This is a genomic window from Pseudomonas sp. D4002, from assembly GCF_013385665.1.
Classification (GTDB): Bacteria; Pseudomonadota; Gammaproteobacteria; order Pseudomonadales; family Pseudomonadaceae; genus Aquipseudomonas.
In genome coordinates this window covers 26,690-50,761 of sequence record NZ_JACAPN010000047.1, presented here as the reverse complement: position 1 = coordinate 50,761, position 24,072 = coordinate 26,690, and the positions used below count along the sequence as shown (strand labels likewise).

The 24,072-nt window shown below is 61.2% G+C and carries 20 protein-coding genes; 5 read left to right on the top strand and 15 right to left on the bottom strand.

Annotated elements, in window-relative coordinates; all coding sequences use genetic code 11:
• Nucleotides 1–317: 317 nt before the first annotated feature.
• The 3 genes from HX824_RS28605 to HX824_RS28595 all read right to left on the bottom strand — a co-directional run bounded on the left by HX824_RS28605 (nt 318) and on the right by HX824_RS28595 (nt 4,236).
• A complete protein-coding gene (locus tag HX824_RS28605; RefSeq protein WP_008436174.1) occupies nt 318–1,907 on the bottom strand; it encodes an ABC-F family ATPase in 1,590 nt (529 codons plus the stop codon).
• A 162-nt stretch (nt 1,908–2,069) separates the two neighbouring features.
• Nucleotides 2,070–3,308 carry an MFS transporter gene (locus HX824_RS28600; protein ID WP_087692676.1) on the bottom strand — a complete coding sequence of 413 codons (1,239 nt, stop codon included), beginning with the start codon at nt 3,306–3,308 and terminating at the stop codon, nt 2,070–2,072.
• Nucleotides 3,309–3,849: 541 nt separating this feature from the next.
• Nucleotides 3,850–4,236 carry a TIGR03067 domain-containing protein gene (locus HX824_RS28595; RefSeq protein WP_008436175.1) on the bottom strand — a complete coding sequence of 129 codons (387 nt, stop codon included), beginning with the start codon at nt 4,234–4,236 and terminating at the stop codon, nt 3,850–3,852.
• A 400-nt stretch (nt 4,237–4,636) separates the two neighbouring features.
• Here HX824_RS28595 and HX824_RS28590 point away from each other — a divergent pair, with 400 nt between their 5' ends.
• Together HX824_RS28590 and lpxO are read left to right on the top strand one after the other, a co-directional pair.
• Nucleotides 4,637–5,977 carry an LPS O-antigen chain length determinant protein WzzB gene (locus tag HX824_RS28590; RefSeq protein WP_087692674.1) on the top strand — a complete coding sequence of 447 codons (1,341 nt, stop codon included), beginning with the start codon at nt 4,637–4,639 and terminating at the stop codon, nt 5,975–5,977.
• Nucleotides 5,978–6,239: 262 nt separating this feature from the next.
• A complete protein-coding gene (gene lpxO / locus HX824_RS28585) occupies nt 6,240–7,139 on the top strand; it encodes a lipid A hydroxylase LpxO (protein ID WP_008436177.1) in 900 nt (299 codons plus the stop codon).
• A gap of 18 nt (nt 7,140–7,157) precedes the next feature.
• Here lpxO and ligD read toward each other — a convergent pair whose 3' ends face one another.
• A complete protein-coding gene (gene ligD, locus HX824_RS28580) occupies nt 7,158–9,656 on the bottom strand; it encodes a DNA ligase D (protein ID WP_177055724.1) in 2,499 nt (832 codons plus the stop codon).
• 11 nt (nt 9,657–9,667) lie between these two features.
• The gene (locus HX824_RS28575; RefSeq protein WP_003218456.1) at nt 9,668–10,516 is read right to left on the bottom strand and encodes a Ku protein; all 849 of its coding nucleotides are present in this window, start codon (nt 10,514–10,516) and stop codon (nt 9,668–9,670) included.
• A gap of 196 nt (nt 10,517–10,712) precedes the next feature.
• Between HX824_RS28575 and HX824_RS28570 the strand changes: the two genes are divergently transcribed.
• Nucleotides 10,713–11,033: a hypothetical protein gene (locus HX824_RS28570; RefSeq protein ID WP_177009410.1), complete on the top strand. Its 321-nt coding sequence runs from the start codon at nt 10,713–10,715 to the stop codon at nt 11,031–11,033.
• A gap of 30 nt (nt 11,034–11,063) precedes the next feature.
• Entirely contained in the window at nt 11,064–12,224 is a 1,161-nt protein-coding gene (locus tag HX824_RS28565; protein WP_177009409.1) for a PQQ-dependent sugar dehydrogenase, read from the top strand.
• Between the two features lie 126 nt (nt 12,225–12,350).
• Here HX824_RS28565 and HX824_RS28560 read toward each other — a convergent pair whose 3' ends face one another.
• Nucleotides 12,351–12,830: a nuclear transport factor 2 family protein gene (locus HX824_RS28560; RefSeq protein ID WP_102604993.1), complete on the bottom strand. Its 480-nt coding sequence runs from the start codon at nt 12,828–12,830 to the stop codon at nt 12,351–12,353.
• Between the two features lie 32 nt (nt 12,831–12,862).
• On the bottom strand, nt 12,863–13,414 hold the full coding sequence (locus tag HX824_RS28555) for a TetR/AcrR family transcriptional regulator (RefSeq protein WP_177035623.1): 552 nt from the start codon (nt 13,412–13,414) through the stop codon (nt 12,863–12,865).
• A gap of 125 nt (nt 13,415–13,539) precedes the next feature.
• Between HX824_RS28555 and pssA the strand changes: the two genes are divergently transcribed.
• Entirely contained in the window at nt 13,540–14,883 is a 1,344-nt protein-coding gene (gene pssA, locus HX824_RS28550) for a CDP-diacylglycerol--serine O-phosphatidyltransferase (protein WP_177055722.1), read from the top strand.
• 18 nt (nt 14,884–14,901) lie between these two features.
• Here the strand turns inward: pssA and HX824_RS28545 are convergent, their stop codons facing one another.
• The 8 genes from HX824_RS28545 to HX824_RS28510 all read right to left on the bottom strand — a co-directional run bounded on the left by HX824_RS28545 (nt 14,902) and on the right by HX824_RS28510 (nt 23,780).
• The gene (locus tag HX824_RS28545) at nt 14,902–15,345 is read right to left on the bottom strand and encodes a hypothetical protein (RefSeq protein WP_008436193.1); all 444 of its coding nucleotides are present in this window, start codon (nt 15,343–15,345) and stop codon (nt 14,902–14,904) included.
• Nucleotides 15,346–15,452: 107 nt separating this feature from the next.
• Nucleotides 15,453–16,673 carry an MFS transporter gene (locus HX824_RS28540; RefSeq protein WP_003218442.1) on the bottom strand — a complete coding sequence of 407 codons (1,221 nt, stop codon included), beginning with the start codon at nt 16,671–16,673 and terminating at the stop codon, nt 15,453–15,455.
• 3 nt (nt 16,674–16,676) lie between these two features.
• Nucleotides 16,677–17,456, bottom strand: coding sequence for an ABC transporter ATP-binding protein (locus HX824_RS28535; RefSeq protein ID WP_003218440.1), 780 nt, complete (start codon nt 17,454–17,456; stop codon nt 16,677–16,679).
• A gap of 26 nt (nt 17,457–17,482) precedes the next feature.
• Nucleotides 17,483–18,550: an iron ABC transporter permease gene (locus HX824_RS28530; protein WP_023658859.1), complete on the bottom strand. Its 1,068-nt coding sequence runs from the start codon at nt 18,548–18,550 to the stop codon at nt 17,483–17,485.
• The gene (locus tag HX824_RS28525) at nt 18,547–19,662 is read right to left on the bottom strand and encodes an ABC transporter substrate-binding protein (protein WP_003218435.1); all 1,116 of its coding nucleotides are present in this window, start codon (nt 19,660–19,662) and stop codon (nt 18,547–18,549) included. The genes HX824_RS28530 and HX824_RS28525 overlap by 4 nt, the downstream gene beginning before the upstream one ends.
• Nucleotides 19,659–20,510: a PepSY domain-containing protein gene (locus tag HX824_RS28520; RefSeq protein ID WP_003218433.1), complete on the bottom strand. Its 852-nt coding sequence runs from the start codon at nt 20,508–20,510 to the stop codon at nt 19,659–19,661. The genes HX824_RS28525 and HX824_RS28520 overlap by 4 nt, the downstream gene beginning before the upstream one ends.
• 5 nt (nt 20,511–20,515) lie before the next feature.
• Nucleotides 20,516–22,744, bottom strand: coding sequence for a TonB-dependent siderophore receptor (locus HX824_RS28515; RefSeq protein WP_003218431.1), 2,229 nt, complete (start codon nt 22,742–22,744; stop codon nt 20,516–20,518).
• Nucleotides 22,745–22,877: 133 nt separating this feature from the next.
• Nucleotides 22,878–23,780 carry an AraC family transcriptional regulator gene (locus HX824_RS28510; RefSeq protein WP_003218429.1) on the bottom strand — a complete coding sequence of 301 codons (903 nt, stop codon included), beginning with the start codon at nt 23,778–23,780 and terminating at the stop codon, nt 22,878–22,880.
• Nucleotides 23,781–24,072 lie beyond the last annotated feature (292 nt).

Below are 24,072 nucleotides of genomic sequence, written 5' to 3'. Positions count from 1 at the left end.
CATCATGGCAAGGGCTTGGGGTAAAAGGAAGCAGGCTAACTATATTTGATGATATTGCGGCCCGTGCCTATCCGGCTTTGGATCCATGGGGCCTCCCTGGCCCGGGACGACTAAAGCGGACGCGGTAAAGTGTGGGAGCTGTCGAGCTTTAGCGAGGCTGCGAAGGCGGCGGCATGGTCAATAAAGATGTTGCCTGGCACACCGCTATCGCGGCCTCGCTAAAGCTCGACGGCTCCCACAGAAAAGCAGAGCCATATCCCAAAAAAAAGCCCCATCACACTGGACGGGGCTTTCGCATTTCAAACTACCGGCGGCTCTTAGAAAACCACACCCTGACTACGCAGGTAATCGTCATAAGTCCCGCTGAAGTCGATCACCCCACTCGGGCTCAGCTCGATGATGCGGGTGGCCAGGGACGACACAAACTCCCGGTCATGGCTGACAAAGATCAGCGTACCCGGGTAGTTCTCCAACGCCAGGTTCAGCGCCTCGATGGACTCCATGTCCAAGTGGTTGGTCGGCTCGTCCATGATCAGCACGTTCGGCTTTTGCAGGATCAGCTTGCCGAACAGCATGCGACCTTGCTCGCCACCGGAAATCACCTTCACCGACTTCAGGATCTCGTCGTTGGAGAACAGCATGCGGCCCAGGGTACCGCGAACCACTTGCTCGCCTTCCTTGGTCCAGCGGCCCATCCAGTCGAACAGGTTGGACTCGTCTTCGAAGTCCGAAGCATGGTCCTGGGCGTAATAGCCCAGTTCAGCCGCGTCGGTCCACTTGACCGTACCGGCATCCGGGGTCAGTTCGTTGACCAGGGTACGCAGCAGGGTGGTCTTGCCGATACCGTTCGGGCCAATGATCGCCACGCGCTCGCCGGCTTCAACCTGGAAGCTGAAGTCCTTGAACAGCGTCTTGCCGTCAAAGCCCTTGGCCATGCGATCGACGATGACCGCCTGGCGGTGCAGCTTCTTGGTCTGGTCGAAGCGGATGAACGGGCTGACGCGGCTCGATGGCTTGACTTCGGCCAGCTGGATCTTGTCGATCGCCTTGGCACGGGAAGTGGCCTGCTTGGCTTTCGAGGCGTTGGCCGAGAAGCGGCTGACGAAGGATTGCAGCTCGGAGATCTGCGCTTTCTTCTTGGCGTTGTCCGACAGCAACTGCTCGCGGGACTGGGTCGCCACGGTCATGTATTCGTCGTAGTTGCCCGGGAACAGGCGCAGCTCGCCGTAGTCCAGGTCGGCCATGTGGGTGCAGACGCTGTTCAGGAAGTGACGGTCGTGAGAGATGATGATCATCAGGCTGTTACGCTGGGTCAGGATGTTTTCCAGCCAGCGGATGGTGTTGATGTCCAGGTGGTTGGTTGGCTCGTCGAGCAGCAACACTTCCGGATCGGAAAACAGCGCCTGGGCCAGCAATACACGCAGCTTCCAGCCTGGTGACACTTCACTCATCGGGCCGTTGTGCTGCTCGATGCCGATACCCAGGCCCAGCAGCAACTCACCGGCGCGGGATTCGGCGGTGTAGCCGTCCATCTCGGCGAAGTCGGTTTCCAGCTCGGCCACGGCCATGCCGTCGTCTTCGGTCATTTCCGGCAGCGAGTAGATACGGTCGCGCTCGGCCTTGACCTTCCACAGCTCTTCGTGACCCATGATCACGGTGTCGAGTACGGTGAATTCTTCGTAGGCGAACTGGTCCTGGCGCAGTTTACCCAAGCGCACGTTCGGCTCCAGCATGACCTGGCCGCCCGACGGGTCGAGGTCGCCACCGAGGATTTTCATGAAAGTCGACTTGCCGCAACCGTTGGCACCGATCAGGCCATAACGGTTGCCTGCGCCGAACTTGACCGAAACGTTCTCAAATAGCGGCTTGGCGCCGAACTGCATGGTGATGTTAGCTGTGGAGATCAATTACTTTACCTATCAATAGCTTGGAGTGCGCTAATTTGAGCCGGGCCCATTTTGTGGCCCAGGCCAACGGGCATACGTCGGCAGCGACATCAAGGCTTGGGGCCCAGTCGCTGAGCAGAAAAATGGGTGCATGTTGGAATTTGGCGCGCATTGTCGCATATGTCAGGCGGGAGTTGTATGGCGCTGCACGGATGGATTCGCCCGAGTCTCCGGCATTGCCACCCACACCAGCCCCAATGCGACGGCCGCCACGCCGGCCAGGGTCAGGAACGCGGCGTTGTAACCCGCCCACTGCACGACAAAACCTGCCAGGCTGCTGCTCAAGGCCGCGCCGAGGCCGAATGCCGTGGACAGCGCGCCCAGGCTGACATTGAAGCGTCCGGTGCCCTGGGTGAGGTCTTTGACGATCACCGGAAACAGCGCGCCGAACACCCCGGCGCCGACCCCGTCAAGCATCTGCACTGCCACCAGCCAATAAGGATCACTGGACAGCGTATACAACACGCCCCGCAGCGGCAGGATCATGAAACCGGCGAGCAGCAACGGCTTGCGCCCCCACACGTCGGCCTTCACGCCCACCAGCCAGGCCACCGGCACCATCACCAACTGGGCCGCGACGATGCAGGCCGAGGTCAGCGGCGTGGCCATCTGCAGGTTGATCTGCGACAGCTTCTGGCTGACCAGCGGCAGCATGGCCGCATTGGCCAGGTGAAACAGCGCGCAGCAGATGGCAAACAGCATCAAGGGCCTGTTCGCCAGAAGCACGGCCAACCCCGACGGTTGTTCATGGCCGGTGCCATGCGCAGGGTCGAAACCCCGTGCGACTTCGTGGTCGATTGCCTGGGCTGACACGCAGCTGACCGCGATGACACTCGCCGCAGCCATGACTGCCATCAGATAGAACACCGCCACCGGGCCGAACAGGTAGGCGAACCCACCAGCGAGCAGGGCCGCCACCGCGTTGCCGGCGTGGTTGAAGGTTTCATTGCGGCCGGTGCGCCGGGTAAAAGCGCGCGGCCCGGTGATCCCGAGGGAAATCGCCGAGATGGCCGGCGCAAACACCGAGGCCGCCGCTGCACTGGCCGCCTGGGTCAGCGCCACCAGGCTGAAGGAGCTGACGAAGGGCAGGAGCAGGCAACTGGCAGTCACCAGCAGCGCGGCGATCACGATCACTGCCCGTTTGCTGCGGGTTCGGTCAATCAATGCGCCGGCCGGGGTCTGGGTGAGCAGGGCCGCGATGCCGGCCAGGGTCATGACCACGCCGATGCTGGCGGGGTCCCAGTGGTGCACGGCCAGCAGATAAATCGCCAGGTACGGCCCCAGTCCGTCACGCACGTCCGCCAGGAAGAAGTTCAGGCTGTCCAGGGACAGGGTGTTGCGCAGGTCAGAGCGAGTGGCCATGGCACGGTCTTCAGGCAAGAGGTCGGTAGCAGTAGTGACCCATGGCGTGAAGGTATAGTTTCTGAAGGCGGCGTTGCACTCGTATGGCAATACAAGCAAAAACATTTACAAAGTGGAGCCATTTGCATCGAAAAATAGCGCTGATCGAGGCTTTTTCAGGGCTTTTTATTGTTAACAGTTGAACATCCAATAAGCCTGGCTTATTTTCCGTCCGTTCGCCCTACAGTGAAGGCTCTTTACCGGTTCAAGGATGGCGAGGCTTTCGGTGTAGGGCGGACTTCTTTTGTCGCAATGACCGGAACATATTGGAGACGCAATGGACATGCTGTCAGCTCAGGTATCAAAACCAGCCCGCTCAGCTGCCCCGTGCTACACCCTCACCGCCATCAAGCGCCCGTGCTGATTGGCTGCCGTGCAGGCAAAAAAAGGCCCGTGGGGTAGACGGGCCAAGGTGTTCACTGGAGTAGGTAGCCTTCACCCTATAGGTCAACACGTGAAGGCCATGTGAAAACCATGTCGCAGGAACGGATGTATCTCCGTGTCAGGGTTTGCGCACGAACGTGCGCATGGTTTGCCCTGGGCCGGTACTGAAGCGGGTAGGGCGGGGCATGCCTTCATCTGCCGCAATAAACACGAAGTGATCACCTTCCAGCCGGTAACTCGCGGGTAACTGCTTGCCGGCATCCTCTCCCATCGAGTCAACCCAGGTAATGCTTTTGGGTGCCGTGCTGGCATCGAGCGTGAAGCTGCCTGCCAGTAAAACCTCGCCGTCGACCGTCACCACCTGGAATTGATCGCCCGAGATTGTCGTGATCGCGCCTGGCGCGCTGTGTTCATCCGTGGGATTGAGCACACCATTGTCTTCCAGCGCCGTTTGTTCCCATGCCCCCTGGAGCGCCTGGAAATCCGCATTTGAAGCACGTGTCATACAAATTCCTTTTTGGTTAAAAAACGAGCAGTCAATACCTTGGTGCGTAGATGCCTGACGGATAAGCTGAATCGATTTTGTGAGAATTGTCTGGTTTCTCATTGTTGCGTACGAATTTTCCCAGTATTCACGGGTATTTAGCGCCATTTTGTGCGTTGATTCGGAAACGGTTCTTTACAAGTTCGTCTACGCTCAGCACCAGGGTAGGGGCTCCTGCGTAATCTGAACGAAAACAATCTACGGTGATGTGGGATTTTTCCATGACCGAGGTGGTCCGATGACCATCGGTAGACCGTTCGTGTCTTGTGTACAGGGCGTTGTCCCTGATTTTCAAGCGGCCATTCAGTATTTGATGAATATGTGTGACCGCTGACTGTCGACTTTTTAAGGTGCATCAGTTTTGAATAAAACTCCTCGGCTCCACGCTCATGCGGCATCGGACGAAATTGATCTGTTTGAACTGTGTCATGGTATCTGGCGGCAAAAGAAGTTGGTGCTGGGGTGTACGATTCTGGCGGGGGTGCTGGGGGCGGGCTACGCTTTTCTGGCCCCGCGGGAGTATCAGGTCAGCAGTGTGCTGCGCCCGGCTGCCATCAATGAGCTGGATGCTCTGAACCGCTCCGAAGTCTATAAGTTGCCGCCGGCCGACGCCCTGAACAAAGTGGGGGCGCAACTGGACTCATACGAAGCGCGCCTGGGGTTTTTCAAGTCCCATGAGGACCTGTTCAAGGCGTTCCAGAAAACCGGGCAAAGCCTCGAGCAGAGTTTTGAAGAATTCAATCGAAACTCCATCAACCTGAGCCTGCCCGATCCCAAGAAGTCCGACTCCCTGAGCAGCTATATCAAGCTTGAGCTGGAATACCCGGCAGACATCGACGGGGTAGCGATTCTCAATGGCTTTGTAGACTACGCAATTGATTCGGAACGTGCCCAGGTCGGTGCTGACCTTAAAGTGATCGTCAATAACCGCTTGAACGAACTCAAGGGCAAAATCGACGCGGCGCGCTCCAATTACGAAACCGACAAGGAATCGAAGATTGCCAAGCTGCTTGAAGCCGACAGGCTCAAACGGGCCAAGCTGGAGGACGAACTGGGTGCCCTGCGCTTACAGATGAAAATGGAGCGCACGGACCGGCTGGCAGAGCTGGCGGAGGCCATTTCCATCGCCAAGTCGATGGGCATCAAGACCCCGACCACTCCTTCGTCCATGGCAGATGCCTCGCGTAGCGGCTCGAATCAAGTAATGCGCACCGAGGTCAACAACCAGAAAATCCCGCTGTACTTCCTCGGTACAGAGGCGCTTGAGGCGGAACGTGCCGCGTTGCAGGCGCGTACCAGCGACGACTTTACCAACAGCCGCATTGCACAGATTGGCAAAGAGTTGCAGATGCTGGAGGTCAACCGTGAAGTGGAGGTGCTGAAAAATCGCGGGAATGAAGACATTTTCTTGCAGGATGTTGAACCGTTACGAGCGGAAGTCGCGCGTTTGCGAGGCCTGAATATCGACATGAGTGGCCTCAAGCTGGTAACCATTGACCGTCGTGCCCAAGAGCCGCTGAGCCCGATCAAGCCCAAGAAAGCCCTGGTTATGATACTGAGCCTGCTGGCAGGGTTGACCGTGGGTGTACTGATTGCGCTGGGCCGCCATCTGCTGGCACGACGCGAAGCCGTACCCTACTCGGAGTTGGATGAATATCGGCTTTCTCTGCGTACACGCAAGGATGACGAACCGAAAAGCTGACGCCTTCAGCAGCGGGCAGGCCGCCCGGCAAGCCCGCTGCTGCTCTTCCTGGCACACTCACTGGACACCTTTTCACAAATCTTGATTAACCTTTGGTTACAAAGTGTGGCTAAAATAGCTGCCAATGGCCACGACCGGATTGTCACCCAGCCGTTCGTGTTGCCGGTTTTGTGAATTGTGATTTCAGGTGCTGCATCTTCAATCCTCGGCCGTTGTGGGCACGCGGGAGCAGCCTGTTCTCTTCTGACTTGTGACGAATACCTTGAAACTCATCATTGTTGCTCTCTACGTTGCCTCTATTGCGTATGTCCACCTGCGTGGCCGGGTGCGCCACAAGCTGGGGCGCCAGCTCAGTGATCACTCGACCTTCCTGGCTCCGGTGAACTGCTTTCTCTACCTCTTTTCCAAACTGCCCAGCCGACCGTACCTGTCCCCCAGCGACTTTCCCGACCTGAGCCCGCTTCAGGAGCATTGGCAAGAGATCCGCGAGGAAGGTCAGAACCTGCTGCGCGCAGGCGAGATCAAGCGCTCCGACCAGTACAATGACGTGGGTTTCAATTCGTTCTTCAAGTCGGGCTGGAAGCGTTTCTATTTGAAGTGGTACGGCGACAGCCATCCTTCGGCGATGAAGCTGTGCCCGCGCACCACCGAGCTGGTGCAAAGCATCGGCTCGATCAAGGCCGCGATGTTTGCCGAGCTGCCACCGGGCTCAAAGCTGGTACGCCATCGTGACCCGTATGCCGGTTCCTACCGTTACCACCTGGGCCTGGACACGCCCAACTCCCCGGGCTGCTACATCAACGTGGACGGTGAAAACTACTACTGGCGCGACGGTGAACCGGTGATGTTTGACGAGACCTTCATCCACTACGCCGAAAACACCACCGAGCAGAACCGGATCATTCTGTTCTGCGATATCGAACGCCCGATGAAGTACCGCTGGGCGGCCGCGTTCAACCGTTGGTTCAGCCGCAATGTGATGGCCGCGGCCGGTTCGCCCAACGATGCCGGTGACAAGACCGGCGGCCTGAACCGTGCGTTTACCCGCCTGTACAAGATTCGCCTGCGGGGCAAGGAGTTGAAGAAACGCAACCGCACCCGTTACTACCTGGAAAAGTGGGCGATCTTTGCCGGCCTGGCCGCGATCTTCATCCTCATCTGAACCGGGCAGCGGAGCGCATCAGCCTGGCGGATGCGCCCCCAGCTTCTCCCACATCTTCTTGCTGATCTTCTGCCGATTGGCATAACCCGCCCACGGGTCCTTCTTCAAACCCTGCAAACGCTCGTGCAGGTTAGCCACCGTCCATTGTTGGGCGCTGTGCAAACTCTTCAACTCATCACGACTCACCGGTACCGATACCGGCAGGCCGGGCCGCGCCCGCACCGAGTAGGCGGCTACCGTGCTGGCGCCCCGGGCGTTGCGCAGGTAGTCGATGAAGATCTTGCCCACGCGATTCTTCGGGCCCGAAGTCGCGGTAAAGCGTTCAGGCAACTGCAGCGTCATGAACTGGGCGATGGCCTTGGCGAAGGCTTTTACCGAGTCCCAGCCGTCGCGGCGCGCCAGCGGCACCACCAGGTGCAGGCCTTTGCCGCCGCTGGTCTTGACGAACGCTTCAAGCCCCAGTTCATCGAGTACCGACAAGGTCAGTTGCGCCGCTTCAAGCATGCTTTTCCACGGCAGTGCCGGGTCCGGGTCGAGGTCGAGCACAAAGAGGTCCGGGGTTTCAATCTTGTCAGCGGTAGCGCCCCAGGTATGCAACTCGACGGTACCCATCTGCACGGCACCGATGAGCGCGGCCGGGCTGTCGATTTCCATCAGCCGCGCATGGCCCGGGTCCAGGGCCTGGTCCAGTTGCTTGATATTCGGGATCGCCAGGCGCTCGGAGTGCTTCTGGAAAAACTGTTCGCCGGCAATGCCTTCCGGTGCCCTGAGCAAGGACACCGGCCGGTTGCGCAGAAAGGGCAGGAGCCATTCGCTGATGCCCTCATAGAACTGTGCCAGTTGCAGTTTCTGTGTAGCGCTCTGGGCATCGATGACTCGGTCCGGATGGGTAATCCTGACCCCAGCCACGGCGCCGGTGCCCACCGTCTTTTTGCGGGGTTTTTCCTTCAGCGATTTGGCCGTCCGCGGCTGCTCATGCACAATCTGCTCCGCCGGCTTGTCGGTGCGCAGCCCGACAAACGCCGCCTGGCGCACCACACCTTCGCGGGTCCATTCGGCAAATTGCACTTCGCCCACCAGCTGCGGCTCGACCCAGTGCACGCCGCGTGCCTGGGCACTGGTCAGGGGCTTGGCCAGCGGTGAAGTCTGGCGTTCCAGCGCCTTCAACTGTGCACTGATCTTTTTCAGCGCGGCCTGATCGAATCCGGTACCTACGCGCCCGGCATACACCAGGTCGCTGTCATCATTGACCGCCAGCAACAGCGCGCCAAACCCGCTGCGCGAACCTTGCGGGCGGGTGAACCCTACGATCACGAATTCCTGGCGCAGCCGGCACTTGAGCTTGATCCAGTCCGGGCTGCGCCTGGAAACGTAGGGGCTGCCGGCACGTTTGCCGATCACGCCCTCCAGCGCCAGGTCGCAGGCACTTTCGAAGATATCCCGCTGGTTGGCAGCAAAGGACTCGGAGAAGCGCAGCAGCTTGCTCTTGCTGCGGCTAACCGCGTCCTTCAGCGCGGTGCGGCGCTCTTCGACAGCGGCTTCGCGCTGGTCGCGGCCGTCCAGGAACGGCGCATCGAACAGGTAATAGACAATGTCCAGGCTGCGGCCGATATCAAAGGCGTTCTGCAGCGCCTGGAAATCCGGCAGCCCGTCGGCGTTCAGGCTGACCACCTCACCGTCGAGCCAACTGTCCTTGAGCTTCAGGACTTCCAGGGCCTTGGCCTGGCGTGGCAGGCGATCGGTCCAGTCATGGCCATTGCGGGTGAACAGCCGAACTTCGCCATCGCGAATCCGCGCGAGGATGCGATAGCCGTCGAATTTGATCTCGTACACCCAATCGCCTTCCGGTGCACGGTCCACCAGTGTCGCCAGCTGTGGCGCGAGTTGATCGGGCAGGTCGGTTGAGGGCTTGCGCCGGGCTTTCTTCGGCGCTGCGGGCTTTTTCGCAGCCCCCACCGTTGCGTCGCTCAGCACGCTTTTCGGTTCAGCCTGAACCACATCGTAGTCAGCCACCGGGCGTGCCTGCTGATCGTTCTCCTTGATCAACAACCACTGCTCCTTGTCGCCGCTGCCCTTGAGTCGGGTGCGCACCAGCGTCCAGTCGCCTGCCAGTTTTTCGCCGATCAGGCTGAACTTCAGCTTGCCGGCCGCGTAGGCCTTGTGCGGGTCATCGTGGGGCTGCCATACACCGCGATCCCACACGATCACATCGCCAGCGCCGTATTGGCCTGCCGGAATGCTGCCCTCGAAACTGCCGTAGCCCAATGGATGATCTTCCACATGCACCGCGAGGCGCTTCTGGCTCGGGTCGAGGCTTGGGCCCTTGGGCACCGCCCAGCTTTTGAGGACGCCGTCGAGCTCCAGGCGAAAGTCATAATGCAGGTTGCGCGCATCGTGCTTTTGAATCACGAACGACAGGGCATGCGCCCGGTTCCTGGCGCGAGGCGCACTGCCGGCGGGTTCGGCGGTCACGTCGAAGTCGCGCTTGGCGTTGTATTCACTCAGGGGCTTGGCCATGGCGGTCTACCTCATGAAGCCTTGCTGGTCTTTTTCGCGGCAGGTTTCTTGGCTGCAGCCTTGGTCGCGGGCTTGCCGGCCAGGCTGCGCTTGAGCAACTCCGTCAGGTCGATCACGTCCGCAGATTTGCGCTCGTCGACACCTTCGCTGGATTCCACGTCTTCGATCTTGCCGGCCTTGGCCTTCTTCGCCACCAGCGCCATGATCTTTTCCTGGAAGCTGTCGCGGTATTCGTCCGGCTGCCAGTCGGCACTCATGTCTTCCACCAGACGCTTGGCCATGTCGAGTTCGCCCTTGGCCAATGTCGGTTTGGTCACGTCGCTGCCCAATTCCAACTCGTCCAGGCCACGCACTTCGGCAGGCCAGCGCAGCATCACCAGCACCAGCGCCGACTCCAGCGGCATCAGTGCCGCCAGGTGCTGCTTGGTGTGCAGCACCACGTTGGCCAGGGCGACCTTGCGGGTTTTCTTCAGGGTTTCGCGCAGCAGGGCATACACCTTGCCGCCGCGCTTGTCGGGGGCCAGGAAGTAGGGCGTGTCGATGTTCTGCAACGGGATCTGGTCGCTGGCCACAAACGCGATGATTTCGATGGTCTGGGTGGACTTGGGGTGGGCAGAGCGGATTTCGTCTTCGCTGAGGATCACGTAGCGACCTTTCTCGTAGGCCACGCCCTTGACGATATTCTCCTTGGTGACTTCCTTGCCGGTGGTCTTGTTGATGCGCTTGTAACCCACCGGGTCCATGCTGCGTTTGTCCAGCCAGTCGAAGTCGACGCCCTGGGAGGACGTGGCCGAGACCAGTGACACGGGGATGTGCACCAAGCCAAAACTGATTGCGCCTTTCCAGATAGCCCGTGGCATGTCGGTATTCCTGAAGTGTGTGGTCTTCAGGTGACAGGGCGGATTCGGCAAAAGTTTCCCTGGCCAGCCGGCTGGCACCAGGGTTTCAGACAGATCGTGTTACACCTGATGAGAAACTATTTAGTTACCAAAGCCGAACCCAAGGCGTAGCGTGTTATCGAAAGCACGTATTACTTGCGCCCAGAGAGGCTTTGTCATGAACACCCGTTTGCGCAACCTTGCCGTATTGGCGTTGGGCCTGGCCTTGAGTTCGTTGGCACAGGCGCAAAACCTGCCCGGCAGCAGCAACAACCCCTACAACGGCCCCATCCACCAGGCCAATCCCAACAGCATGCAGGGCACCCAGCCCAACGCGCCGGCAGCGCGAGGCACCTATATTCCGCCGGCACAGCGGCCGCCGACCCTGCAAAACGGCGGTATCGGCAACAGCGTCCAGCGCCGTGACGGCGCGCAGACCCCGCCGGCTATCCAGCCCAAGACTCCCACCCGTGACGCCAATGGCAATCGCGGCGATTGAGTGTGTAAAGACGACAAGGAAACCCACCGTATGCTGTTACGCAAAACCCTTCTAGCCACCTTCTGCGCCGCTGCCTTGCTGCCCCTGGCGCTGCCTGTCTCGGCGGCCGCCCCCCAACAGTTTCCCAGCGAGCAAGGGAGTATCACCGTCACCCCGATTGCCAAGGGCCTCGATCACCCGTGGGCGGTGGCGTTCCTGCCGGACAAGCAAGGCTTCCTGGTCACCGAACGTCCCGGCAACCTGCGGTTTGTCAGCCCGGACGGCAAACTGTCCGCGCCCCTGAGTGGCGTGCCGAAGGTGTTTGCCAAAGGGCAGGGCGGCCTGCTGGACGTGGTGCTGTCACCGGACTTCAAGGAGGACCGCCTGGTGTACCTGTCCTACGCCGAGGGCGGCGGCACGAATGGCACTGCAGGCACCGCAGTCGGGCGTGGGCGCTTGAGCGATGACCTGAGCGGCCTGCAAGACTTCAAGGTGATCCTGCGTCAGGAGCCCAAGCTGTCCACGGGCAACCACTTCGGCTCGCGGCTGGTGTTTGACCGCGATGGTTACCTGTTCGTGACCCTTGGGGAAAACAACGACCGCCCCACCGCCCAGGACCTCGACAAGCTGCAAGGCAAAGTCGTGCGGATCTTCCCGGATGGTCGTATACCGGAAGACAACCCCTTTGTCGGCCAGGAAGGCGTGAGGCCGGAAATCTGGTCCTACGGCCAGCGTAACCCCCAGGGTGCGGCACTCAACCCGTGGAGCGGCACACTCTGGGAAAACGAACATGGCCCGCGTGGCGGGGATGAGATCAATATCATTGAACGAGGGAAAAACTACGGCTGGCCCCTGGCAACCCATGGCATCAACTATTCCCTGACGCCGATTCCCGAGGCCAAGGGCAAGACAGTCGAAGGCACCGTTGCACCGCACCACGTCTGGGAAAAATCCCCGGGTGTGAGCGGCATGGCGTTCTACGACGCTGACCGGTTCAAGGCCTGGCAGCACAACGTGTTTATCGGGGCATTGGTCAGCCAGGAGTTGATTCGCTTGCAGTTCGATGGGGACAAGGTCATCCACGAAGAGCGACTGCTGGGTGGCCTGAAAGCGCGAATCCGCGATGTGCGCCAGGGCCCGGATGGTTACCTGTATGTGCTCACGGATGAAGATAACGGCGTGTTGTATCGGGTGGGTTTGAACCAGGACTGACGGATACGGCAAATACCAATGTGGGAGCGGGCTTGCTCGCGAAAGCGGTGGGTCAGTCGCTGGAGATGTTGGCTGAGCCATTGCCTTCGCGAGCAAGCCCGCTCCCACAGTTGTGTAGCGTCGAGCCTACAACCCAAGCTCCGACAACCCCGGATGCTCATCCGGACGCCGCCCCAGCGGCCAGTGGAACTTGCGCTCGCTTTCCTTGATCGGCATGTCGTTGATGCAGGCAAACCGGTTCGCCATCAAGCCGTTCTCGTCAAACTCCCAGTTCTCGTTGCCGTAGGAGCGGAACCAGTTGCCGGAGTCGTCATGCCATTCATAGGCATAGCGCACCGCAATGCGGTTGCCGGTAAACGCCCACAACTCCTTGATCAACCGATAATCCAGCTCTCTGGCCCATTTGCGGGTCAGGAAGGCCTTGGCCTCTTCGCGGTTGTGGGCGAACTCGGCACGGTTGCGCCATTGGGTATCCAGGGTATAGGCCAGGGACACCCGTTGCGGGTCCCGGGAGTTCCAGCCGTCTTCGGCCAGGCGAACTTTCTCAATCGCCGACTCACGGGTAAACGGCGGCAACGGCGGGCGTATTTCAGCAGTGGATGACATGGGACGGCTCCTTCACAGGTTTAAAGGTCAGGTCAAAGTTGCAATAGGGTTCGCGCGATGGATTGCGCATTATCGGCAGCGGTGGTGTCGCCCATCACCAGGGCAACGGTAATGGCGCCATCAATCAGGATCAGCAGGTGCGCGGCCTGGCGTTCCGGGTCGGGGGTGCCATGTGCTTGACACAGTTCAAGGGCGTACTCGAACAGTTTCTGTTTATGGGCCTTGGCCAGTTGGCGCACCGGGTTGTGCGGGTCGCCGGTCTCGCCGCTGGTGTTGATGAAGGCGCAGCCGCGAAAGTCATCGGAGCCGAACCAGGTTTTCAACGCGCTGAACACACCCAGCAGGCGCTCGCCCGTGGTGGAGTGGTGTTCAACTTCGCTGCGCAGCCACTGCATCCAGCGCTCGTCGCGGCGTTGCAGGGCGGCAATCACCAGTTCGTCCTTGTTGGCGAAGTAGCGGTAGACGCTCTTTCTGGAGACGCCGGCGGTTTTCACCAGAAGATCCATGCCGGTGGCAGCGATGCCATTTCGGTAGATCAACTTTTCGGTAACGTCGAGGATAATGTCGCGAGTGATATCGTTCATGGAGATTACAGTAGAACGATCGTTCTCCTTGGTCAATTAATTATTTTTAACCCTGGGCGGGAAGACCTGAGCCAGCCCATGGTGTAAGCTCTGGAGTCCTTCGGATTCGACCCATTGCGAGCCCTATGCCGTCGTTATTCAAACGCTCCCTGTTGCCCAAGCTGCGCGGTTTTCCCCTCACGCCCGACGCGATCGAGGTGCTGTCCGGCGCCGCCGAGTACCGCCGTTGCCTGCTGGAGAAAATTTCCCAGGCCACCCAGCGCATCTACATCGTGGCGTTATACCTGCAGCAGGATGAGGCGGGACAAGAGATCTACGACGCGCTGCATGCTGCCAAGGCCGCCCGGCCCGGGCTGGATATCGTGGTGGTGGTCGACTCGCTGCGGGCCCAGCGTGGTTTGATCGGCGCCGGCAAGCAGCCGGGCAACAGCGCCTGGTACCAGGCCATGACCGAGTCCCACAGCACCGAAGTGCCGGTGTATGGGGTGCCGGTGCAAACCCGCGAACTGTTCGGCGTGCTGCACCTCAAGGGCTTCGTGATCGATGACAGCGTGCTGTACAGCGGCGCCAGCCTGAATAACGTGTACCTGCACAAGTTCGACAAGTACCGCTATGACCGTTATCACCTGATCCACAACAAGGCGCTGGCCGACTCGATGCAGCACCTGGTGGAGCACGGCCTGGTGGCCGCCAAGGCGGTGCATCGCCTGGACCTGCCCAACCCGCCGACCACCCGCAGCCTGCGCAACGACATCGGCGACCTGCGCAGCCGCCTGAAACACGCGGTGTATGACACCTCGGCGGGGCAGTTGCCCAACGGCAGCCTGACGGTCAGTCCGTTGCTGGGCGTGTGCAAGAACAACCCCCTGAGCCGGGTGATCTGCGAGCTGATTGCCAGCGCCCAGCACCAGCTGACTATCTGTACGCCGTACTTCAACCTGCCGCTGCCGGTGACCCGGGAAATCAACCGCGCCCTGGCCCGCGGGGTGAAGATTGACATCATTGTTGGCGACAAGACTGCCAACGACTTCTACATCCCGCCGAGCGAGCCGTTCAAGGTCATCGCCGCGCTACCGTATCTCTACGAAATAAGCCTGCGTCGCTTCGCCAAGCGCCACCAGCGCATGATCGACAGCGGCCAGCTGAACCTGCACCTGTGGCGCGACGGCGACAACACCTACCACCTCAAGGGCATGTGGGTCGACCAGCGCTACACCTTGCTGACCGGCAACAACATCAACCCACGAGCGTTTCGCCTCGACCTGGAAAACGCCTTGCTGATCGATGATCCCAAGGGTGAGTGGGTAGGGCCACGGTGCACCGAGCTTGCCGAGATTTTCCAGCACACCTCGCGTATTGAACGCTACCAGCAGCTGGAAACCCTGGTGGAGTACCCGGCGGCCGTCGGCAAGTTCTTGCGCCGGGTCAGCCGGGTGCGGATCGAGCGTTTGCTGTATCGGATTTTGTAGGGCCCGTGACCTTGCAGGTTAATCCGGAATCGACCTGACAAGAATGTTGTCCAAGTCGTAGCGATGGGGTTCGCTGCCTGCACTTCTTGACCAGAGTCTGATTGAGATTGGGTGAGTGCCTCCGTCCTCTTTCACGTACGGAAGAGGGACAGTCAGGCGCGTCCAGCCGGGAGACGGTGGATGTGGCCCGTATGCTTGCTCCAAGCCTCCCGCCAACACGATGATGTCCGTTTCCGATAGGGTCCGGTATTCAAAGATCACTGTGTATTCAGTGCCCTTTATGAATGAGTAGGACTTGGAGATACCCATCTCATGAACCGCATCGGATGCATTGGTGAGGTAGAACTCGTGATCGTTCCCAGGCGTCCGTGGCTCAAGCTTTGCGGTGTCTGGGCGGTCCGGGTGCCAGCCATTCCAATTTCTGTCAGTAAATGTCGTCAAGTCATTCAGGTCGTCGCTCATGGTGCTTGTCTCCAGAAAAGGTAGGTGGCCTCAGCTAATGCTGTGGCCACGCGCTTTATCAGAGGCTTTTCAGGGATGGACGTCTACTGTCAGAAATAACAGGTAGCTCAACCTGGGGTGTTACCTGGTTGCCGTGCCGCCGGCCAGCACGCGATCAATAGCAGCAGCGCCGCCGCCACCAAGTAGGGCAGGCGAGGTTCGATCGCGTAGATCAAGGTCCCGGCCAACGGCCCGACCACCACGCCCAGGCCTTGGGCCGCACCCACCGAACCTGCCGTGGCGCCTTGCTCCGACGCATCCACCGCATTCGCCGCCAGCGCCGCGAAAGACGGGAAGATCCAGCCCATGCCGGCCGCGGACACAAAAAAGCACAGCCACAGGATCCAGGCCGTATCAGCGAACATGCTGCCGGCAAATCCCAGGGCTGACACCACCGCACCGATGCGAATCATCCGCAGCGGCGGCCACTCCAGTTTGCGCACTACCAGTTGCGAACAGATCAACGCCAGCCCGACCATGGTCAGGGCGATACCGGCAGTTTGTGCCGCATCGGCCGGGTTCATCTTCAAGCGATCCAACGCGAAAAAACCCACGGTTATCTGCGCGATCGACACACACAGCATCGCGACAAACGCCACCACCAACGGTCGACGCAGGCGTGGGTCCGAGAGGTTGACCGGCTTGGGCGGCTGCTTGAGGTGCAGCTCCTGGCGCGGCAATTTGGCCAGCAGCAACAAGAATCCCAACAGCGGTAACACCGCCATCGCATAAAACGGCAGGCTCAGGCTGTGACGCGCCAACAGCGCAGCAATCGCCGGGCCCAGCACCAGGCCGCAGGCGTTGGCGGCGCCCAGGGAAGCCATGGCCTTGGCGCGGTGCTCAGGCTCAATGTTGTCGGCCACCAGCGCATAGCCGCCCACCGGTATCGCAGCGTAGAACACGCCGATCAGGCCACGACCCAGAATCAGCCCGATAAACGCCAACATGGCCGATGGCAGCAGTTGCAGGGACGCATCGATAAACACGCACAGCGCCCAGTAGGCCAGGGTGAAACCACCGGTGCCCAGCAGCAGCACACGGCGCCGGCCCAGTCGGTCACTGGCCTGGCCCCATGGACGAGCCAGAAGCATCCAGATCACCCCGGACACGGTGACCGCCGCACCTGCCTGCCAGGTGGCCAGGCCAAGCACCCGAGCGATCGGGCCAATCAGCGAGACAAATGCCATCATCGCCATGGTGCAGGCCATGTTGGCCAACAGCAGCGGCCTCAGGTTGAATGGGCGGTCAGTGTGCAAAGTCGCGAGTGCAGCGTCTTGGGAGCTGTTCATCGGTTATCCAAGGGCAGGAGAAAAGGGCAGTCGTGCATCCACCATCACCAGCGGGCGGCCATGCACCTGTTCCAGGCGGCCACTCACACCATAGACGTTTTTCAGCAACGCCTGATTGATCACCACTTGCGGTGGCCCGGCAGCGGCCAACTGACCGTTGTGCAACACCACCACCTGATCACTGAAGCCCAGGGCGAGGTTGATGTCGTGCACCACCACCAGGGTGATCAGGTTGCGTTCGCGGGTGGCCTGGGTGATGGCTTCCACCACCTGGCACTGGTGATACAGGTCCAGGGCGCTGGTGGGTTCGTCCAGCAGCAACACCCGAGGCTGGCGCACCAGGGCCTGGGCCAGGCCCACCAGTTGGCGCTGGCCACCGGAAAGTGCATCGATCGGGCGGTCGGCGAGGGCGGTCAGGTCGAGGTCGGCGAGGATTTTTTCCACGCCCTTGAGCACCGTCGGGCTCGGCCGCCCAGGCGCAAAACCCGCGCCGCGATGGCCGGCCATGGCCGCACTCAGTACCGCTTCGAAGGCGCACAGGCGCGTACGCTCCGGCAGGCTCTGAGGCAGGTACACCACTTGTTGCGCGCGCTCGACTTGCGGCAGGCGATTGAGATCGACACCCTCCAGCCAGATCTGGCCGTGCGCCTTGTGCAGTCCGGCGATGCCACGCAACAAGGTCGACTTGCCGGCAGCGTTGGGGCCGATCAGCGCGGTGATGGTGCCGGGCAGCAACGCCGGCAGATGAATGTCCTGCAGCACGCTGCGACTGCCGTAGTGCATGCTCAATGCTTGTGTGCTTAATCCGGTCACAGAGCACCTCGGCGGTTACGCATCACAATCGCCATGAAAAACGGAATTCCCACCAGTGCGGTGACAATCCCCACCGGAATCAACACGCCGGGCATCAATGCCTTGCTGGCAATCGACGCCATCGACAGGATCAAGCCACCGCTGAGCACGCTCGCTGGCAGGAACAAGCGGTGATCTTCACCCACCAACAGCCGCGCGATATGCGGAGCAATCAGCCCGATAAAACCGATAGTGCCGACAAACGAAACCGCCAGCGCCGACAGCAGGCTGATGCGCAGCAACGACAGCACCCGCAGGCGGCCGACATCAATCCCGAAACTGCGGGCGCGTTCCTCGCCCAGGGTCAGGGCAGTCAACGCCCAACTCTGACGCAGGGAAAACGGCAGGCACAGCAGCAACGCCGCAGCGAGGATCGCGAGCTTTTCCCAGGACGCCCGGGCCAGGCTGCCCAGGGTCCAGAACACCAGTTGCTGAAGGCTGTCCTGGCTCGCCACAAACTGCAGCAGTGCCACCAGCGCATTGAACGCAAACACCAGGGCAATCCCGAACAGCACCAGGCTCTCCACACCAAACCCACGCCAGCGTGCCAACAGATACAGCAATGCCACCGATGCCAGTGCGAACAGAAAGGCGTTGGCCGAAATCAGGTACTGCGCCGGCACGCCAGGAATGCCCATCCCGAGCACAATGGCCAGGGCTGCACCGAAGGCGGCGGCGGCGGAAACGCCGAGGGTGAACGGGCTGGCCAGCGGGTTATCCAGCACCGTCTGCATTTCGGCGCCGGCCAGGGCCAGTGCCGCGCCCACCAGTACCGCCATCAACGCGTAAGGCAGGCGCACATTCCATACGATCACCGCCTCCACCCGCGGCATCGAAGCCGGGTCCCACAGCACTTGCAACAGGCGCGTCAGGCTCATGCCGGAAGGCCCGGTGGTGATGTCCACCGCCAGGGAAACCACCAATGCCAACGCCAGCGCCGACAACAGCAATACCCGTCGTCCATGGCGGTGGCGATAGCGCTCACCTGCGCCATCGGCGCTCGCACAGGCTTGCACCTGCGTCACGGCACAAGGCTCGTGGTGAATACGCCGCTGGCCGGAATTGGCATAAAGCGCCGGTACAATTCGGCTCGGGTCTGTTCCGGATCCAGGTCGGCGAACAACTCAGGATGCAGCCACTTGGCCAGGGCCTGCACTGCGATCAAGTGTTCCGGCGAGTCATAGAAAATATGCCAGAGGCCATGCACGTTGCCTTCACGTACCGCCCGCAGTTCATTCAGCGGCGCGCGCTGGGACACTTGCTTGAGGCTGTCGTTGGCCTGCTGCGGCGTGGCCGAATAGCCGAGGGTCACACCGCCCTGGCCGTGGCCGAATACGCCGGTGGCGACGTACACATCCGGATCGCTGGACAGAATGTATTCGACGTTCAATGTGCCGATCGGGCCGGGAATGCGCCCGTCGGCGATGTTCCGGCCACCCGCGAGCTTGATCATTTCCCCGAAGTTGCCGGTGCCCGGCGAACCACAGCAATCCTGCAGGCCGGCGAGCATGTCGATGAAGATCTTCGGCCGTTTTACCGTCCCGGCCTTGGCCAGGGTATCGGTGACCTTGGCCAGCGAGGCCTGGTAAAACGCGATGTAGTCCTCGGCTTGTTGATTACGGTCCAGAGCCTTGCCCAGCAGGCGCATGCTCGGCACCGTGTTGCTCAGCGGATGGTCGCTGAAGTCGACGAAAATCACCGCCACGCCGGCCGCTTCCAGCTGCTTGACCGCCTCGCTGTCGGGGCTCGGGCCATGGCCGCCGCTCAAGGCCATGATCGCCAGGTCCGGGTGTACCGCCAGGGCCTTTTCCACACTGAAGGTTTCGGCGGAGGTGCCGCCTACCAACGGTACGTTGTCGGCTTCGGGAAAGTGCTTCTGGAACGCGGCGTAACCCTGCACGTCCAGGCCGCGAAAATCCCCTTGCCAGCCGGCGATGCGGGTAAACGGGTTCTTGCCTTCAAGGAGCGACAGCGAGTAGATCATCCGGCCTTCACCCAGCAGGATATGCGAGACCTTGTCCGGTACGTCGACCTTGCGCCCCGCCAGGTCGGTGACGGTGTGGGCGCAGGCCAGGCCGCTCATTAACAGGCCAAGACCGAGCAGCAGGCCGCGTTGCAACAACAGAGGGTGTTTCATGAACAATTTCCTTGAACAGTTGGGCGCACGTGGCGGACGCGTTTGCGCCACCACAACAACAGCCCGGTGAGATAGAGCAGCGGCAATGCCAGGCCGCAAAGAAAGGCCAGGGCCGCGCCGGGCAACCCGAGCAACAGGTGGCCGTGGGCGGCGGAGAACAGCGGTTTGATCGCGGCGGGGTTGGCGAAGAACCAGTCGGGCCGGGCCAGCCAGGCGCCGCTGCCGGCAATCACCGCCAACGGCAGGCACAGCCAGGCGGCTGCGACGTTGTGCCATTCCCGCAGGCGGCGCAGGCCCTGGCTGCCCGGGCGCAAGCTGGCGGCTTTCCACCAGCTGCGCCGCCCCGGCCACCACAGGTACAGGCCGCTGCCCACCGAGCCCAGCAGCACCAGGCCACAGGCAAACAGGGCGACGGCGCCAATGGGCGGCGGCAACAGCAGTGCCCGGTGCAGCGCCACCAGCTTCGCCAGCCACAGGTCATCGAACACAAAAAATGCCCGTGGCTCGGCACTGTAGGGATCGATCATCGCAATGCCGATGCCGGGCCGATCCTCCAGGGCTCCGAAGACGATCGCGTTGTCCGATTCCAGGAAACCCTGGCGCGGTTTTGCGGCGCCAAAGACTTTCTGAAATTGCGGGTAGGCACCCAGTGCCGCGCTGATCCACTGCGCGTCATCCAGCAGTGCGCCGTGTTCAACCGGAGCCAGGTCCAAGGCCTGGCTGCCGACCTCCCAGCGCAGGATCGGCCCCTTGAGTTCCAGCAGCGCACCGCTCAAGCCAATCAGCGCCAGCAGCAGGCCGACGCTCAGCGCCAGCCATCGATGCACACGAAGCCACCACCCACGCATGGCAGTTACCAGCGATAGCGCAGGCTGGCGATGACACTGCGGTCATACCCGGCACTGCAGCTGGAGAGGGAGCAGCCTTCGTAATAGTGCTTGTCGGTCAGGTTGGTGGCATTCACCGCCAGGCGCAGGCCCTTGGCCGCCGGGATCAGCTTGTCGAAATCGTAGTGCACCGCCGCGTCGAGCAAGGTGTAGGAGGGCACGCTCACAGTGTTGGCAGCATCGGCCTCGGTGGAACCGATATAGCGTACGCCGACGCCAAATCCGAGCCCGGTGAGCGGGCCAAAGGGCAGGGTGTAGTCAGCCCACAACGACGCCATTTTTTCCGGGGTGTCGGTGGGGCGGTTGCCTTTTTCCAGCGGGTTGTTGCTCTTGCTGACTTCGGCGTCGTTGTAGGTCAGGGTTGCCAGCAGGTCCAGGCCCTTGGCGAGGCTGGCCTTGCCTTCCAGCTCCACGCCGCGCACGTTGACCTCACCGGTCTGCACGCTGTTCAGCGGGTTGCTCGGGTCGGTGGTCTTGACGTTCTGCTGGGTCAGGTCGAACAGCGACAGGGTGATGTAGCTGTCGATCCCGGGCGGCTGGTACTTGATGCCGACTTCCGACTGCTTGGCGGTGCTCGGTTTGAAGCTGGTGCCGTAGAAATCAGTGCCGAGCACCGGGTCGAACGAGGTGGCGTAGCTGATGTACGGCGACAGGCCGTTGTCGGCCAGGTAAACGAGGCCTGCACGGTAGGTGAACTTGTTGTCGTCCTGCTTCTGCCCGGTGTCGGTCAGGCGGTTGTCGGTGCGCGCACTCGAATGATCCTGGCGACCGCCGACGGTCAGTACCCAACGGTCGTTGAACGTCATCTGCTGCTGGGCGTAGAGCCCGGTCTGGTCGGCGCGCTGCAAGGTGCTGGCGAACGGGGTGTTCGGCGCGAACACACCCCCGTGCACCGGGTTGTAGATGTCGATCGACGATGCCGCGCCGCCGTTGAGGTAATAGTCTTCACGGGTGCGCCGGTAATCGACCCCCAGCAGCGACACCATCTGCACCTCGCCAAGGTTCCAGCGGGCCTGGGCATTGTTGTCCAGGGAGTACACGTCGCCGACGATGCGGAAGCGGTAGGCCGACCGGTTCAAGGTGCGCAGGTCCGGCGCCAGGGACATGCCGCTGGCGGTGTTGGTCAGCAGGTTGACGTGGCCATAACGTGCGCTGGAATTCAGGCTCCACACATCGTTGATCCGGTGCTCCAACAGGTAGCCCAGCGAGTATTGCGTGCGGCCGTTGTCCAGGCCGGGTTCGTCGAGAAAGACGTTGTGTTTGACCTTGCCATTCGGGTTCGGCTTGAGCGTGCCCACCGTCGGCAGGAACACCCGGGGCGCGCCGAATTCATCCTCCGAGTAATCGGCCAGTACGGTCAGGCTGGTGTCGTCGTTCGGCCGCCAGGTAAACGACGGCGCGATGAAGGTTTTGTCGTCCTTGATGTGATCGAACTGGGTGCCGCTGCTGCGCTCCAGGCCCACCAGCCGATAGAGGAATTGCCTCTGGTCATCCAGTGGCCCGCTGAAGTCGAACTGGCCCTGGGCGCGGTCGAAACTGCCGCCCTGGAGCTGCACTTCATGGAACGACTGGTCCAGTGGCCGCTTGCTGATCTGGTTGACCACACCGCCCGGTGCGTTCTGGCCGAACAACACCGAGGCCGGGCCCTTGAGCACGTCGATGCGTTCCAGGCCATAGGCTTCGGCTTTTGGCCAGGCCTGGGTGGTGGTGCCACGTAAGCCGTCGCGCAACATGCCGGTGCTGGTCACGTCGAAGCCGCGAATCGAGAGGTTGTCGAAGCGCTGGCTGGCGGCGGTAGTGTTGGCCTGCACGCCGGCCGTGTAGCGCAACGCTTCGCTCACCGATTGCACTTGCTGCGCGTCCATCTGGTCGCGGGTCACTACGGAGATCGACTGGGGGATTTCATTGAGCGCGGTGTCGGTTTTGGTCCCGCTGAGGCTACGCTTGGCCACGTAGCCGGCCTGTTGTCCGGTGGGGCTGTCGGCTTGGGTCCCGGTGACCACGCTGCTGTCGAGCACCAGGGCGTGATCGGTGTCCGCCTCGGCGGCCTGCACAAGGTTCATCTGGGTCAGCGACAGGCCCAGGGCAACGCCATGGATCAGGGTTGCCAAGGGCTTGCGACTGGTTTTCAAGTGCGGGACTGCGGTATCGATTGGCAAACCTGGGGTGTCTCGGTACAGAACGCGGGTGCCCATGCTTCACTCCATGATGAGGTGTTCAATGCGAATGCAAACTTATCTCATCCAGGCGTTGTGACGCAGGGCTATTGCTTTGGGTCGAGCGATCATTTCTTTCGTTTGCGGGGCAGGGCGGAACTTTCACAACCCGTCAGCGCAACGCCTTGGGCGAAACCCCGAAACGCTTGCGAAACGCCGTGGAGAAATGCGCCGGGCTGTAACCCACGCGGTACGCGGCGCTGGACACATTGGTCTCACCGCTGGCGAGCAGGCGATAGGCTTCGGCCAGGCGCTGTTCCTGCAAGTACACATAGACACTGGTGCCGAATACCTGACGAAAGCCCGCGGTCAATTTGCGCGGGTTGAGGCCGACTGCGCGAGACAGCTCGGCCAATGACGGCGAAGCCTGCAACGAACCGAGCAACAGGTCGCGGGCGGCATGAATGCGTTCGATGTCCGCTGAGTTGCAATGGGCGTCCTGCACCGGGCGCGACTCGGTTTGCGCGAGAATTCCCTCCACCCCCAGCGCTGTCAGCTCCAGGGCCTTGCCGCCCAGATAGAAGGAGCGGGCAGGGCCCTGCAACGGGCAGGTGAAAATCTGTTGGGCAAGGGCGAGCAACGGTTTGCTCGCGGGCTGGCAGAACATCATCGGCCCGCCGCCGCGTTTATCCAGCAGGCGCTCAGGCTCAAGGCCGACGCTGCGGATCGACGGGAAATCCAGCTGCACGGTGGTGTAGCGCACCGGCACACCACTGGCGAACAGGTGATCGCCACAATGTTCACCCTGGTTGGCCACGGCGCACAGGGTCGGCCCGCGAATCTCCACTTCCTGCTGGCCTTCGACCCGGCAATTGAGCTGGCCGCTGAGCACCAGGATGATCTTCAAACCTTGCCACAGCGGCTCTTGCATCCACATCTGGCTGTCCATCAACACAGTCCCGGCGGACAGGGTGATTTCCGGCACGACGGTGGCGGCACCCGTGTTCAAAGTGTTGGGAAAATTGAGGGTGAAATCCCTTTGGGTCGGTAGCGGCGCAGCGTGTGGGCTGAGCATGGCGGACTCCCTGTGAACCGGAAAAGAGGGGCATACGCTAGCAGGAAATTTCTTACCTGTAATTAAGAATGATTATCCTTTAGCCGAAAGCCCGGACCACGCCTCATCGCTGCAGGCCGCAGAAACTCACGCTGTAGCGCAATCAAAAGAAAAAGCCGCGCAAACGAATGTCCTGCCGGTTGCCGTGCTGCGGCTTTTGCCTATTAATAATCACTCTCATTTCCGCAGCCCTTGGCGACTCATGGATGAACCGCTCAATGACCCATTCTCCCTAGCCCTTTTCACCCTTGCC

Excerpts from the sequence above, each read along its gene's own strand:
- HX824_RS28600 (WP_087692676.1), bottom strand. The coding sequence starts at position 3,308 with ATGGCCACTCGCTCTGACCTGCGCAACACCCTGTCCCTGGACAGCCTG.
- HX824_RS28595 (WP_008436175.1), bottom strand. The coding sequence starts at position 4,236 with ATGACACGTGCTTCAAATGCGGATTTCCAGGCGCTCCAGGGGGCATGG.
- ligD (WP_177055724.1), bottom strand. The coding sequence starts at position 9,656 with ATGGCCAAGCCCCTGAGTGAATACAACGCCAAGCGCGACTTCGACGTG.
- HX824_RS28575 (WP_003218456.1), bottom strand. The coding sequence starts at position 10,516 with ATGCCACGGGCTATCTGGAAAGGCGCAATCAGTTTTGGCTTGGTGCAC.
- HX824_RS28570 (WP_177009410.1), top strand. The coding sequence starts at position 10,713 with ATGAACACCCGTTTGCGCAACCTTGCCGTATTGGCGTTGGGCCTGGCC.
- HX824_RS28565 (WP_177009409.1), top strand. The coding sequence starts at position 11,064 with ATGCTGTTACGCAAAACCCTTCTAGCCACCTTCTGCGCCGCTGCCTTG.
- HX824_RS28560 (WP_102604993.1), bottom strand. The coding sequence starts at position 12,830 with ATGTCATCCACTGCTGAAATACGCCCGCCGTTGCCGCCGTTTACCCGT.
- HX824_RS28555 (WP_177035623.1), bottom strand. The coding sequence starts at position 13,414 with ATGAACGATATCACTCGCGACATTATCCTCGACGTTACCGAAAAGTTG.
- pssA (WP_177055722.1), top strand. The coding sequence starts at position 13,540 with ATGCCGTCGTTATTCAAACGCTCCCTGTTGCCCAAGCTGCGCGGTTTT.
- HX824_RS28545 (WP_008436193.1), bottom strand. The coding sequence starts at position 15,345 with ATGAGCGACGACCTGAATGACTTGACGACATTTACTGACAGAAATTGG.
- HX824_RS28540 (WP_003218442.1), bottom strand. The coding sequence starts at position 16,673 with ATGAACAGCTCCCAAGACGCTGCACTCGCGACTTTGCACACTGACCGC.
- HX824_RS28535 (WP_003218440.1), bottom strand. The coding sequence starts at position 17,456 with ATGCACTACGGCAGTCGCAGCGTGCTGCAGGACATTCATCTGCCGGCG.
- HX824_RS28525 (WP_003218435.1), bottom strand. The coding sequence starts at position 19,662 with ATGAAACACCCTCTGTTGTTGCAACGCGGCCTGCTGCTCGGTCTTGGC.
- HX824_RS28520 (WP_003218433.1), bottom strand. The coding sequence starts at position 20,510 with ATGCGTGGGTGGTGGCTTCGTGTGCATCGATGGCTGGCGCTGAGCGTC.
- HX824_RS28515 (WP_003218431.1), bottom strand. The coding sequence starts at position 22,744 with ATGGGCACCCGCGTTCTGTACCGAGACACCCCAGGTTTGCCAATCGAT.
- HX824_RS28510 (WP_003218429.1), bottom strand. The coding sequence starts at position 23,780 with ATGCTCAGCCCACACGCTGCGCCGCTACCGACCCAAAGGGATTTCACC.